Origin of the sequence: Pararhodonellum marinum (assembly GCF_015354735.1) — a bacterium.
GTDB lineage: Bacteria > Bacteroidota > Bacteroidia > Cytophagales > Cyclobacteriaceae > Pararhodonellum > Pararhodonellum marinum.
Map to the genome: position 1 here is coordinate 61,998 of NZ_JACEFJ010000017.1, position 14,343 is coordinate 76,340.

Genomic DNA, 14,343 nt, shown 5'->3' on the forward strand with positions numbered 1-14,343 from the left:
GTCTCAGGAGGTCCATTTTTTTAGATTAGTTCAAAAGGTTGTAAGTAAATACAAAATAAATATATGGGCTATTTGGATGGCTATCCCTTTCTTAATTCATCTCTTTTTAGCAAGTCATATTTCTTCTGTTTTTCTTTCCATCTCTCCAAAGCATATTGTTGCATATCATCAATCTTGTCTTTCTCATCTATGATTTCCAAACCAAGTAATGATTCTATAATGTCTTCTAAAGTAGTAATCCCATCCATACCGCCATATTCGTCAAGGACCAGAGAGATGTGTTCTCGTTTTGACAACATTTCTTCCCAAGCATTAAACAGTGTTGTGCTTTTACGGAAAGTTAAAATTTCTCTTTTTATATCTTTTAGTTTTAGGTCAAATTGATCTTCTGCCAGTTTTTCAAACACCATTGCCCTAAATACATATCCAGTTATGTTGTCTTTATTCATTTTATAAATGGGGATCCTTGAAAAATGCAAGAACTCCTTGTTCTCCAGGAATTTTTGAAATGTCATTTCCTCATCTGCTGTCACCACAACAACTCTTGGTGTCATGATCTCTGAAACCTTAATGTTTTTTAGCTTGATTAGGTTTTGTATTATTTTGTTTTCGTTTTTGTTAAAAATCCCTTCTTCAGTTCCTATTCTTGCCAGAGCGGAAACTTCTTCTCGACTGGTGGTTAGTTCTGATTCTTTCCTTGATAATAACTTAGTGAGAAAAGAAGAGCCAATAACAAGGGGGTAGGTAATGAAAATCATACCCGAGATAATTTTTGCACTTATTCCAACAAGTTCTTTACTAAAATTTGTGCCTAAGGTTTTGGGTATTATTTCTGTAAACACCAAAATCAAAATAGTGAGCACTGCAGAAACAATACCGAAATAGGCTTCTCCAAAAACAATAGTCGCTTGTGCTCCCACTCCCGCAGCACCTACGGTATGGGCTACAGTGTTCAACGAAAGAATTGCAGAAAGTGGTTTGTCGATATCTTCCTTATGTTTAAGCATTGTCTCTGCACTTACATCTCCATTTTCAAGTTTTGATTTTAAATAGGAAAGTGGTGTAGAAAGCAATACAGCCTCCATGATGGAACATAAAAATGAAGTAAACAATGCTATGAATAGATAAGTGAAAAGTAGTGCCATAGTTTATTGGTGCTTTAAGCTATTAGGGAGGGATTAATTCTTAGTATTAATCAATTGAGATATTAAGACTAATTTCAATAGGAAAACCATCTATAGTAGTCCAATAGATATGAATAAGGAAAAGGCTCTTTTTTACATAAATATAAGCCCATATTTTTGAATTTAGGAAAGAGAATAAAAAAATGAGATTCGGTTCTTTAGCTTTAATAACTCCAATCAATAGAATTTAACCATCTCTAGACCTTAGGCCAAGAAGTGTAGAAATGAGGCCAAAAATAGGTGAAGCTTTCAATTTTCTAATTTTCTATTTAAAAATTGAAATCTTAATCCAAGGAAATGGCCCAAAAAAAGATTATTTTAGAATCCTCATAAAATCAAGGTGTTATGAAATTTTTTGTTCTTGCAATGATGCTTCTTTTGGGATTTGTATGTGTGGGGCAAGACCATAGCACAGTGGATAGTCTAATGCAAGCTTATCAAACGCTACCTGATGACACCAATAAAGTCCATACCTTACACCGACTCCTCGATGGATACATGTACAATGATGTCGAAAAAGCAAAACGATTTGCCTTGGAAAGATTGGCTCTTGCCAAAAAATTAAACTTTGAGAGCGGCATAGCCAATAGCTATTTCACCTTGGGCAATTATTATTACAACATCAACCGGCTAGACTCTGCAAAAATTCTGTACCAAAACTCCCAAGCAACATATGTCAACTTGAACATGGATTGGGGAATTAGGATGGCCAACCAACAACTCGCTGCCGTGGAGTATGAACTTGGGAATTTTGACCGAGCCATTGAACTTTTGACCTTGAATATTGAGGAGTTTGGTGATATTGGTAAACCCAAAACCGTGGTGTTGGATTATCAGATACGGGGTATGGCAAACACGGGAAAAGGAAATTACAACCTTGCCTTAATGGATAATTTAATAGCCTTACGGTTACTTGAGGCCTTAAATGATTCCTTGAGAATGGCTGATGCCCTCAACAGCTTGGGAGGTATTGAGGGCTATCTTGAAAATTTTGAAAAAAGTTTGGAATATAATTTTCAGGCCCTTGAAATTTACACGAAAAAAAATGACAAATCTTTTGCAGCTCAGGCGCTGAATGATATCGGAAATACATTTTATTATCAAAAGGATTATGATAAGGCCATTGAGGTTTTAAAACAAAGTGTTTATCTGGCCAATGAAACCAAGAGTATCAATTTGGAATCAAGTGCCTTAACAAATTTAGGGAAATGCTTAGCCGCTATCGATCAATACGATGAGGCTTTGGAAGTACTGAGCCAAAGTTTGGTCTTGGCAAAAAAAGGGGGAAATAAAAAGAAGATTTCTGAATCTCTAAACCAAAAAGGCATCATTTTAAATCAGATCAACAGACCTCAAGAGGCCATCACCTGTTTTAAGGATGCGATGTCATTTGCTGATAGTACAGGTTCCATTGCTACTCTGAAGACTTCCTATCTCAATAGATCAAAATCATATGCCAGTATGGGTGATTTCTACAATGCTTATGAAGATCATCAAAAGTATGCGGCATTAAACGATTCTATTTTTAACAATACCAAATCCCAACAGATCGAAGAACTTAAGGTCATTTATGAAACCGAAAAAAGGGAGCAACAGATTGCCCAACAGCAAACTGAAATTGCGCTTTTTGAAGAAAGGGAAAAATTAAGCAACCTCCAAAAGTGGTTCTTGGGTGCTAGCCTGGGACTTTCTTTTTTAATTTTTGGACTTGGATATTATGGGGTCAGGCAAAAAATAAAACGTAATCGGTTAGAGAAAGAAAAAGTAGACGCAGAACTCGCCTTTAAAAAGAAAGAACTCACCACCCATGCCTTGCATCTGGCCAAAAAGAACGAAGTACTGGAACAAGTAAAAAGAAAAGCCAAAGAGTTAAAGACAGCTGAAAACGGGATGTTGGGCTACCAACAACTGATACAAACCATCAATTTTGACCAGCATGACGATAACAATTGGGAAAATTTCACCCAATATTTTGAGCAGGTGCATATGGATTTCAGTAAAAATGTCGCCTACAGGTATCCTGAAGTCACCAAAAATGAACTCCGGTTGATGGCCCTATTAAAAATGAATCTTTCCTCCAAAGAAATAGCCACAATCCTAAATGTTTCTGTTGACGGGATCAAAAAAGCACGACAAAGATTGCGTAAAAAGATGAAGCTCTCCCCTGAAGAATCTTTGGAATCCAGGGTACTTTCTCTATAATTCAAGCCCTTCTTATTTATAAATCCCCTCATTTGGTCGCATTTAAGGGGTGTACCCTTTTTGTACCCCCCGTATTTTTTCATTCAAAAAAATATCAGCATAGGTTTATGTTGTTGCCAGCGCAACAAATTTTTGTTTTGTGTTTTTGCCCAGGGGGTTGCTTTAGTACCATCCGGGTAGGTCCGACAAAACAGAAAGCATTGTTAGACCACTAAACAAAATTAAACATGAAATCAAAAAACAGACTTTTCGTGAGAGGGTTTTTATTGCTCCTCTTCAGCATGGTTTTTATCGCTTGTAGTGAAGAGGACCAAAATCCATTGACAGAGCCCTGCACAAGTGATTGTGATCAAATGGATGCCGATAAATCAGATGAAATCAACAGGATCATCTCGGCATTGGATTACAACGCCAATGAAATGCTAAATGTCCAAAACATCAGTGGCGGCTCTAGTTCACGTGAAATTCTTAACGACAATACAAGTACAAACGCTCCTGTCTTGGGCGTAGCATCTACCTGTAGGACAACCGACTACAGCCTTGCGGCCAATTTTGATGATGTGGCGATTCTCAGGCCAACAAACGGGATTGTTTATCCAGGCGCTTTGGTAATTGGCAATAGCAGCATGTTGGATGGGCTGCCGGATCCGCTAACTTTGAGGCGTGCACCGGTCACTTTGCGGGTGGATTTGCCCGGTATTGGAGAGAACGGTACCATAGTGGTGGACAACCCTACAAACTCGGATGTACAAACGGGCATTGACAAGGCACTGGAGCATTGGAATAACTCGGCTTATCAAGAAGGCTATGTCAATGCCGCAAATTCATCTTATCAGGCGACAACTTCCTACTCATCCAAGCAAATGAGCCTTGATGTAGGTCTGAATGTAGAGTGGGCCACCGGGGCTGTTGCCGCACAGTTTGATTATAGCAGCAGTTCAGAAAAAAGAGTGGCCATGATGGTATTTAAACAAGTGTTTTATACCATCACCATGGATACGCCTGAAAAGCCTTCCAGTGTATTTTCCAAAGACATATCCCTTACAGAAATTGCAAATAGGTTGACTTCCGAGACGCCCCCAGCCTATGTGCAATCAGTCTCTTATGGTCGCATCATCATGTTTCGCATGGAGACTACAGAAGAATCCACGGATGCTGAACTTGAAGCTGCTTTTAACTATGCTGGGGGTTTTGTAAGTGCATCCGGTCAATTGGAATCCAAGTATAAATCCATCCTTTCAAAATCAAGCATCACTACGGTAACCATCGGAGGTAATGCGGCAGTAGCCACCAATGCGGTAAATGCCCAAGGGTTTGGAGATTTGAAACCCATCATCACAGGAGAAAATGCGGTTTATAGCAAAAACAATCCCGGAGTGCCTATAGCCTATACCATTCGCTACCTGAAAGACAATACTTTTGCAAAAATGGGATACACCACCGAGTACACCGCCAAAAACTGCACTTCCAAGTTAATTGACAACAAGCGAATCCGATATAAAAATGATGCCCGAATCTGGAATGGTTCCACCAAAACCAGCAGCAGGTGGCCGGGATGGGCAAGGGTATTGTTGGTTTACAAGCGTGCCAATTCCAGCACGGATATCCCTGTTGACCTGTCCTATTATTCAAAGGATTGGAGTGAAGATGTAAACGTGAACCAAATCATCAACCTGCAGCCACCTGCCGGGGCACATGATATCCGTGTGGTTCAAGAGTATTATTTTAATTGCTTCGGTTGTTATCCAGGCTGGGTAGACAGGGAGGAGGTCACTTTGGGAACCACTCCGGTTGAAACCTTCGTGGAGTCCTGGTACGACAACAACAATGCTAAGATGAAAATATACAAAACCGACAGATTTCGAAATTGAGTTTCAGAAAATAGCTATCAACCAAATTTGGATTGAACTAATAAGCAGGCACTTCAGCCTGCTTATTTTTTAACTTCAAAAATTACTGAGATAGCTTTTGAATGTGGTTTTAATCCATTCAACTGATTTAATGCAGCTTTTCGTAAAATCAATAAGTGTAAGCCAAAGGAATTCAAACAATTATACCGGTATGCATTAAGTGGAGAAAAAGTAACTAATTCTAGGGATGGCGCGATTGGAAGTTGTATAAATGAATGAAAGAATTTATATTTAAATATCTAATTTTTACCCAAAGGATACCAGATAACCCTATGTCGCTTTTGGGAATCACTTTTTAAAGTAATAAAGATTTAAGTTAAGCATTTTGGAATTCCCATAAACGGGGGTATTGTCAGCGCGATGATCTTAAGCACCGAATGATTGGTGCTATTTGTCAATTTAAAAAAACTTAAGTGAGCCTATGAAGCATGCACTAAAAATCCTATCCATTGATGGGGGTGGCATTAAAGGCATATTACCGAGTGTGATTCTCACGGAGGTGGAAAGACGAACCGGTCAACCTATTCACAAACTTTTTGATGTGGTAGCGGGAACGAGTACAGGTGGTATCCTAGCCATGGGGCTTTGCAAGGCAGCACCTTTGTCGGCGAAAGAAATGCTTTCTTTGTACCAAAAAGAGGGTGAAAGCATTTTTACCAAAAGAAAAAAAAATTTCCTAAGCAGACTCGGAAGTCGTTTTGGTAGTGCGGGTGGGTCAGCCACCCAAATGGCGTACGATATAGCCGGTATCGAACAGGTGCTTGATCGATATTTTGGAAAAAGCCGCCTTAGTACAGCGCAAACGAATCTTCTTGTCACCAGTCATGATGTAGAAAAAGGCATGCCTTTTTATTTTTCCAGCCGGCTGGCCAAAATAAACCCCAAAGAGGAGGATTTTGAGATGAAGGAAGTGGCACGCTCCACTTCGGCTGCTCCCACTTATTTTGAACCCAATATATTAAGCGGACAGGGAGAATCAGACATGGTATTGGTAGATGGGGGTGTTTTTGCCAACAACCCTTCTACCCTTGCTTATGCTGAAGCCAAGGAAATATGGAAGCAAAGGCGGGAGATTATTTTACCATCAATGCCTACTGAAGATGCCAAAGGATATGTAGCAGTAGTCACCCCTGATGACCTTGACCTGCCGTTTTACATGCTTTCGCTTGGTTGTGGCTTTGCACCAACTACTGTAAGGGCAAAAGACTCTGCCAAATGGAATGCCTTTAAATGGTTTGAACCCTTGATGGCGGACATTTTTATGCGCAGTGTTTCCGAGAGTGTCCATTACTCGATGCAACATCTAATGCCTCCTTATACTGACCACTCCCCAAGGTATGAGCGATTGGACATGGAAATTCCTGAAAAATGCCGTGAAATGGACAATGCTTCTAAGGAAAATATCGAAGCCCTTGTCAAAACAGCCGAGTTGTATGTAAAAATGAAAAGTGCGGAAATAGATGGTATTTGTGAAATCATCGGTTAAAACTGATGTGAAACTATGGTAGAAAAAAGGTCATATGCTTTGTTGATTGGTGTTGGTAAAAGGCCTGAAGATGCTCCTGGGATGGCTGTTTCAGCTGATGATGCAAAAAATATCGCCCTTGCCATGACACAGTATTGCCGTATCCCTGATGATCAACTTACTACACTGACTAGTGAAAAGGCAACTCGCGAAAATATCTTTAGTGCTTTAGAAGATCTTGCTGAAAAAACAAGTTTAGAGGAAGCTGACACCGTGGTCATTTATTTTTCCGGCCACGGTTGCCGTGTCCAGAATGATTTATACTTAGTCTCGCATGACAGTCAGAATTCCGATATTCCAGGTACTGCCATCGCCGGTAACCAATGGATCAACTTACTCAAGAAATGTAAGGCAAGTAAAATGCTTGTCATACTCGATTGTTGCCATGCAGGCGCCTTCACCCAGGTTGATACCCACAAATGGCAGGCAGTTGGGCTTCCTTTTGATGCTGAAGCCTTCGTAGCCAACAAAAACAGGGTGGTACTGACAGCAAGTCACGCTGCACAGGTGTCTTACCTCAGCCGTCCGGTAAGTGTTTTTACCTACGCATTTATAGAAGCGCTCGGTGGCAAACATTTTTATTTGGGTGACAAGAATGTCACGCTTTTTGACCTTGCCCTTTATGTTAGGGAGCGGTCAGTTTACCTCAGTAAACAAATCAATAAAGAAAAACCCCAAAAGCCCGGTCTTTCCCTGCTTGAAAAAAGTGCAACTGAAAATTTTGTACTATCCCGACATCCTAAAGGAGTGTATGAGCCTTTTGCTTTTTCATACCCTTTTTCTACGCTAACCATGGAAGATGGTGCCAAGGCCTTATTGCAGGAGGGTATGGAAGAAGATAAGGATTACCGCCAATTATTGTCCCAGGTTTTTAACATCGATATTTCAGGGAATGACAACATGCTTGGAATGGCCACCGGTGCCGGTTCGGCGGTCAATCAGAATCGAAATGAGTTTAATCCTACATTCAGTCCTATAATAAATTTTCAAATACCTGATCATTCGAAAACCTCAAATCCTGAGATCGCAAACGAAAAAGCGGGAAGTATCCCTGAATCTTTATTTTCTGATACAGAAATTAAAGCGCTTTCTGCCTCATCAAAATCTCTTGACGAGGGCTTTATTCATATTAGGAATAACGATACGATTTATTTGCGTCTTCCCGGTCAATCTGAACATTTCACTTACAAATTGAAAAGTGAAAGATTTTCTTCCCAGATCATACCCTTACTGCAACGGATTTCTTATGAAGATATCCTGCGCGACCCTGAATTTGAGTTGTTGGGCATAAGTTTATTCAATCGCCTATTTCCAGGAGAAGACGTCAAAAGGGCCTTTCAGGATTTTTTTAATTGGATAATGAACATACCTATTGAAAAATTGCGGTTTGTTTTTCAGTTTGACAAGGATTCTCTGGAAACTGCCTTTATCCCTTGGGAATACCTTTATTTTCAGCCTTTTGAAGATCAACAGGGATTTTTCTTTGGAGAACGTTTTGCCATTACCCGGAGGCTGGAAAACAGGATGCAAGCAGCGGTAAAAGAAGGAATACTTTCTGAACTCAATATACTTTTTGCCCTATCACCCTACTTGCTCGATTCACCTTATGCACATAAAATCCCCCAACTCATCGAAAACATCAAAAGTGACATCAGAAATAAGGTGCAGATTAAAATTTTATTTCCCGAAAACATCGCGGCATTGGAAAAGGAGATCAAATCCCGCCAATACCATGTCGTTCATCTCGCAGGGGTTGCCAAAATGGAATCAGGAAAAGGTACGGAAACAGCTTTTCTGTTTGGTTTTTTGCAGAAAGAAAAAGAAGCTTTTTCCTGTTCTCAGTGGATAAAAAGCGATGATTTGCTTTCGTTGATGCGCGAATCCAAACCCTCTTTTGTTTTTTTTCACCCTTGCAAAGTCTTTCAGCCGGAATTGCTAGAAAACCGGAATGAGCAAAATTTCATAGCGATGACAGGGCTGGCGTTCCATATTGCCTCTCTGATACCCGGTGCACTCGCTTTACAAATCGGTTTTGAAACGGAGTATACCTTGTCGTTTCTTAAAAACTTTTATAGTGTCTCCACCAAAGGGGTGGAGCTTTACCGGGCGGTACATGAGTCTCTCAAAAACCTAACACAATCAGGTCTGGATGACGAATCCCTTCCTCGCAACAGGGTTCTAGGGATGAGCGCCTTATTTTCGGATTTATCAGGTAGGTTTGAACTCATCAATACTGCGTCCAACATAAACAGAAATCAAAACAATAAATGCCCTAATGTCAATGATTTTATCAGAGCAAAGTGTCCTGAGGAGTTTGTGTTGGATGACAATGGCCAACCTGCAGGCTATAGGTGTCCTTCTTGTAAAAAGCAAAGGATGTTTTGTAAAAACGAGGCATGCGGTAGATTGATTGATGAATTTGATATGACCGAAAAAGTATGTAGCCATTGCGGAAAGAATCCACATGAGAATGTGAAGGTGGCTAAAGACACCATGCAGATTCAAAATGAAGGAACTACTAAGGCAAATGCTCGACCAATCCTACCGGGTGGCATATTTCCTAAACCACAAACGGAAAGCAACTCGCCTTTAAACACCAAGTTACGCAGACCATGAATTTGGCGGAGAAAATATTTTTGGAATGGGTGAAGCCCGGTTTACCCGCTTTGGTAGCGAATGCTTATGCGGAGGCCTCAATAGCAGGGGAGCCGATGGTTCCATTTGCGAACTTCATGGAAAATTTCAAAACCAAACTTTCGGGAGTAGACAATCTCTCTGCTTGTTTGGAATTGCTTGATGATAGTATGGCGATTTCCTTTGGCAGTTCATGGCAAGCTGATACGCCACAAAAATTCAGGTCAACAGTCATCTCCCATATTCAGAACTCCTTCACGAAAGCCATAGAAAGACAGCAAACTGAGGAAGAAGAACATGCTCAGCGCTTGGTTATTGCTTTATTTCTGGAATGGGTTTTCACCTGGAGATTAGTATTGGCTAAAAATTTTGTAACAGAGCAAAAAGAGATACTTAAAAATAGACCGCCTCATGTGCCCGACCTTGTCCATTATGCTCAATTGATGGTGCGTAGGCGTTGGGTGGAAGTTATGCCCATGGCTGAATCTTTGATAGAAAGTGATTTGGTGGATATTTCCGACAAGGCCCGCCTACATGCCATGCTTGCTGATATACTATTGCATTGGATGGTAAACAAGACCAAAGCAAAGAAACACATCCACCTTGCAATGGAACTTTCTCCTGACATTGGATATCTCCATGATATCAATGCCCGCATTTCTATGGAGGAAGGGAATCATGAGGAAGCCTTGATGCAGTTCAATAGGTACAAAAGTGAATTTCCCAAGGATATCCAACCTGATCTGAGTCTTGGTCTTTATTATGAGAAAAATGAAAACTTTTCACTTGCCATCCAACAATATGAAGGTATCCTACTAAAGCATCCTGGCCATATAGCCACCCATCATCAAAAACTACAGCTCGCTTATAAAATTTTTGCCGATGTTGGGCCTAGGATACAATTTATTGATTCATCTACCTCCCTATTGCTTTATTTGGAACCGGAAGCGCAGTACGATATTTTGATTGCAACAGCCTCCGCATATGAAAAATTCAACGACCACACCACTGCAGAAAACTGGTTTCGCAAGGCCATTGAAACGGACACGGAACGACCAGAGGGATACAATCTGCTTGGTGCTATGAAGGCCAAGCAAATCCGGGAATCTGAAGAGGAATTGGAAAAAAAGGAATACCAAAAGGAAGCAGAAGCATTGCATGCAACATCCATTAAACTTGCCCCTGCGCATTTTGATGGTTACTGGAACCTTATTCTTTTGCTTCAACAAGTAGGAGATTATCCTCGGGCCATAGAAGTGCTTAAACAGGCCTTACCTCTTTGTCCTTCATTCCGCAGGTTGATTTATATGCAGCAGGTGTACCTCTTTCAAGACCTGAAAGCATGGGATGATGCCAATGAAGCCTTTTTGCATGCAGTAGGTGACAAGGATGAAAATGATCACATTGATAGGTTTATTGAAGATGCTGTTGGATTCTACAAAAACTACTTAAAGGAAAATGAAAATACTGATGGGTTTGATGCTTTATCGCAGTTGAATCAATTGATAGACCGTCTCGAACAAGCTGAGGGCACCCATGGAAAAGAAATTTGGTATAGGTTAAGGATTGAGGCCATGCTTTCCTTTGACAGGACATCTCCCGCTTTATTGGAATTACTGCGTGAGGCCACACTTCAATTTCCCAAAACGGAATATTTTCACCAGGAGTTTATTCAATTGTTGGCGGACAACCCTAGCTTTGAAAAGGAAAGAAAAGCCGTTCTTGAAAAAGCCTTTTTATTGTTCCCTGATGTTTCTTTCTTCAAAGATCAAATCCGTCAAATGGTATTTGGCTTAACCCATGAGTATCTTTCATCTCCCCGTCCTCTGTACATTGATTTTGATGCCGCTATCTCCGATCTCATTTTGAAACATGGTAGCAATGAATTTCTCCCCGAATTCATGGAGGAAATTGAAAATTTCAGAAGGAGAATGAAAGAAGTGTATGGGCTACAGATACCTGGATTACAATTCAGGGCCTATGAGACTACGAATGCATCTTACGATTACTATCTTAGCATTGATGAATTGATTGTGGTTGCAGGGAAAAAATTTCAGGATGATGCTTTGTTGGTACAAGGTGAGCCTGAGTGGTTTGAAGCCCTGGGTGTTAAAACCGAGCCTCTTTCCTCACATGGTCTGATGACCTTAATGCATTGGGTGTCTTATCGGGAAGCCGATAAACTGAGCGAGCAAGGCATAGAAATGTTTAAGCCTGAGCATTTGATATTTTTTCAACTTGAATTTTTCATATGGCAACATGCGGTAAGATTCATTAAAATAGAAGATGAAGATATCCGGCATGTATTGGAAAGGGAAGACCATGAGACAGCTGCAAAATTTTTGGAATTGTTACAAACCCTTGTGTCATGCAGGGTCCCCTTATTGAACAAAGAAGCTTTGCTACTCAGAATGAAGCTAGGCATGCAACGTGGCCTTTCTATCACGCAGATTGCTTCAGATATTTTAACGGACAGGAACTACCAACCGCTGCTCCCCTATTCTCCTAAAACCAATTCCGAATTCACCGTTTCTCCAAAGATCCAAAGTACTATTGCACGATCACTGGGTAAGCTTAAAGGAGGAGAGTGGTACCTCAAAATTACCGCAGAGGAATGTCAGCAAATATTGGCCGCTTTCAGAAATGCAAATCCTACGGGAAAAGAAAAGGTGTTGGTAGCTGAGGACAGCATAGCATGGGCTCTATCTGTTATGGTCAAATTGGAATTTCCTTTCCTGCAATTTGTAACCAATAAATATCCGGGTGTCCCAAATCCCGAAGAACTTATCGAAATTTCCACTGAGTAAATCATTTTATGCAAGCAGAAGGCCAAATATTTATTTCGATTTCATCTTCCCTTAAGGAAAAATTTGAGGGTTACGATGAGGTTGCAGGGCGACAGGGGGTTGCGAATTATGCCTTGCTTCTGTTTAAGGCTATTTGCGGTAAGGACGATGTTTTTTTGAGGTTTGATTGGGGTGAGTCGAAAACATCAACGCTTGTTACAATTAATGAAAGGAAAGCACTAGTCCCCGATGTATTATCGAGACGCCTGCCTTTTATGGATACCACTGAATGCTTTATCCAATACATCAGTCGCGCATTGCTTATCAACCGAGCACTTTTTCTAAGCGATGCTTTACTCGACACCTATCTAGGTGACTTCTTTGATTTTTCCTCAGATGTCCAAAGGAAATGGAGGCAGCTTGGTCAGCTTTTTATTGCCTTTGGACATAACCTATCTTTATTGTCAGACCTCGTCGATAAAGACATTCAGGCACTCCCCTTGCACAAAATGTTTGAAGAGGCAGTGCAGGGCCATATGTCAGTTGGCATCAGCTTTACCGTAAATCCTGAAATGATTTCTTGGTATCATGAAGCAGATGGTAGCCGTGCAGAAGAAATTTTGCAATTGATGTGTCAGGGGATCTATTTTCAATATGGAATCGTATTACCTGCCGTATCCCTTCGGGTTTCGAACGAATTGCCATTGTATCAAGGCTTGCTTTATTTGAATGATTTGCCTTTACCGGCATTGAAAACCATTGATGGCGGATATTTTGTTTGTAATCAGCCTGAAACAAACCCTTCAATGAATTTTGACCACCTAGTGACCCCTGGTCATCCCAATACATCAGGATCGTTTAGTATTCGACCAATGAAAACTTTTGAACAGGGCCTTTATTCGTCCTGGGGTACTTGGGGAGTATGGGTATTGCAACTTTCTGGTTACGTTAGACAATATGCGGGTTGGTTCAGCAATGGTTTTGCTTTCGACACCATTTGGGATGCCAAGATTCAAAATCAACTCATGGGGCAAAGGTTGTCGGAAAAATATGACAAAGCTTTTCTGACCCATGTTTGGCGCAGATTGCATCAGCAAGGGATGTTTACACGTAGCTTTTACAGGGTATTGGAAGGATTGCTGCTTGCCCGTCAATCCGTTTTGTCTGACAACAATACCATCGAATTTTTCCACCATCCGATGGTGCTATCGGTGGATATTCATCCCGCTGAATCTGCTTTGCAAGATCCTGTACAATTGGCTGAAGGCGTCAGGAATTATCTCAAGCATGAATTGGTGGCCAATTTCTCCTTTCCTGCTACTTTCTGGGTGTTATTGCTTGATCCTTCATTTGAAGATGCCTTATTTGGAAATGAGGACTTTATGGGCTTAGCCCCTGCCCTACTTGATAAACTGGAATTTGAAATTCGCAATTTCCCAGCCCATCAGGTTTTACATGGCATATTGACAGTAGATGCAATCCGACATAAGGTAGAGGCTTTGTTGGGCGAAACCTATCCTTTCTTAAAGGTAATTGCTTACAATGAATTACCTGCAGATGCCAATATTCAAACCATCAGCAGGTTGACGCCGGTTCTGTCTCATAGCGAAGAAGATCAAAAAATTTAACACTGTGGGAAATTGGGGTTTTTTTTTTCTAATTTCGGAAGTCTGTCAATTGTTACCTGTTTGATTTCATGGCTTTCAGTTTTTTGACTTTTGGGTCGGCCATAAACCTGTGATAAGTCTCTGTCTCTATGCCAAAAAGTGCCACTTTACCTTCACTGTTGCTGTGCACCCCAAAGCCGTAGGTTTTTGTCAATGGGGAGGCACGGAAGCATGGTTGCCCTTTGGAAAAGAATTTTTCTCTTGCCTGTTGGTACTCTGCTTTTGTCAAATCATTGCGTTCTGCAAATACCTGAAAAAAAATATCATCTGAGGTGTACTTATAGGGGTTGTTGGCCATCATTTCGTACTGCATTTCTGCCACTGTTTTTTTTCCTTTGGAAGGTGGTCTTACTCCAAATGCTGCTTTCGTGTCTTCCGCTACTGCTATAAAAGTGTCAAAATAATTGGTTGAATGTACTTTCATGGTGCCGTTAC

The 14,343-nt window shown here is 40.8% G+C and carries 8 protein-coding genes; 6 read left to right on the forward strand and 2 right to left on the reverse strand.

All coding sequences use genetic code 11. The annotated features are described in order from the left end of the window. Positions 1-80 precede the first annotated feature (80 nt). A complete protein-coding gene (locus H1A14_RS21030; RefSeq protein WP_194778280.1) occupies positions 81-1,145 on the reverse strand; it encodes a CNNM domain-containing protein in 1,065 nt (354 codons plus the stop codon). Between the two features lie 384 nt (positions 1,146-1,529). On the opposite strand from H1A14_RS21030, the gene H1A14_RS21035 reads away from it, so the two are divergent. The 6 genes from H1A14_RS21035 to H1A14_RS21060 all read left to right on the forward strand — a co-directional run bounded on the left by H1A14_RS21035 (position 1,530) and on the right by H1A14_RS21060 (position 13,869). Further along, complete coding sequence (locus H1A14_RS21035; protein ID WP_194778281.1) at positions 1,530-3,386, forward strand: tetratricopeptide repeat protein; 1,857 nt, start codon at positions 1,530-1,532, stop codon at positions 3,384-3,386. Between the two features lie 227 nt (positions 3,387-3,613). Further along, a complete protein-coding gene (locus tag H1A14_RS21040; protein ID WP_194778282.1) occupies positions 3,614-5,257 on the forward strand; it encodes a thiol-activated cytolysin family protein in 1,644 nt (547 codons plus the stop codon). Positions 5,258-5,717: 460 nt separating this feature from the next. Continuing rightward, positions 5,718-6,782 carry a patatin-like phospholipase family protein gene (locus tag H1A14_RS21045; RefSeq protein WP_194778283.1) on the forward strand — a complete coding sequence of 355 codons (1,065 nt, stop codon included), beginning with the start codon at positions 5,718-5,720 and terminating at the stop codon, positions 6,780-6,782. A gap of 15 nt (positions 6,783-6,797) precedes the next feature. Continuing rightward, complete coding sequence (locus H1A14_RS21050) at positions 6,798-9,437, forward strand: caspase family protein (protein WP_194778284.1); 2,640 nt, start codon at positions 6,798-6,800, stop codon at positions 9,435-9,437. Beyond that, positions 9,434-12,262 (forward strand): tetratricopeptide repeat protein, encoded by a 2,829-nt coding sequence (locus tag H1A14_RS21055; RefSeq protein WP_194778285.1) that lies wholly within the window; start codon positions 9,434-9,436, stop codon positions 12,260-12,262. The genes H1A14_RS21050 and H1A14_RS21055 overlap by 4 nt, the downstream gene beginning before the upstream one ends. A gap of 8 nt (positions 12,263-12,270) precedes the next feature. Beyond that, positions 12,271-13,869 carry a hypothetical protein gene (locus H1A14_RS21060; RefSeq protein WP_194778286.1) on the forward strand — a complete coding sequence of 533 codons (1,599 nt, stop codon included), beginning with the start codon at positions 12,271-12,273 and terminating at the stop codon, positions 13,867-13,869. A gap of 52 nt (positions 13,870-13,921) precedes the next feature. Here H1A14_RS21060 and H1A14_RS21065 read toward each other — a convergent pair whose 3' ends face one another. Further along, complete coding sequence (locus tag H1A14_RS21065) at positions 13,922-14,332, reverse strand: DUF6157 family protein (protein WP_194778287.1); 411 nt, start codon at positions 14,330-14,332, stop codon at positions 13,922-13,924. Between the last annotated feature and the right edge of the window lie 11 nt (positions 14,333-14,343).

Coding starts and splice junctions, on each gene's coding strand:
- H1A14_RS21040 (WP_194778282.1), top strand. CDS start 3,614: ATGAAATCAAAAAACAGACTTTTCGTGAGAGGGTTTTTATTGCTCCTC.
- H1A14_RS21035 (WP_194778281.1), top strand. CDS start 1,530: ATGAAATTTTTTGTTCTTGCAATGATGCTTCTTTTGGGATTTGTATGT.
- H1A14_RS21045 (WP_194778283.1), top strand. CDS start 5,718: ATGAAGCATGCACTAAAAATCCTATCCATTGATGGGGGTGGCATTAAA.
- H1A14_RS21050 (WP_194778284.1), top strand. CDS start 6,798: ATGGTAGAAAAAAGGTCATATGCTTTGTTGATTGGTGTTGGTAAAAGG.
- H1A14_RS21055 (WP_194778285.1), top strand. CDS start 9,434: ATGAATTTGGCGGAGAAAATATTTTTGGAATGGGTGAAGCCCGGTTTA.
- H1A14_RS21065 (WP_194778287.1), bottom strand. CDS start 14,332: ATGAAAGTACATTCAACCAATTATTTTGACACTTTTATAGCAGTAGCG.
- H1A14_RS21060 (WP_194778286.1), top strand. CDS start 12,271: ATGCAAGCAGAAGGCCAAATATTTATTTCGATTTCATCTTCCCTTAAG.
- H1A14_RS21030 (WP_194778280.1), bottom strand. CDS start 1,145: ATGGCACTACTTTTCACTTATCTATTCATAGCATTGTTTACTTCATTT.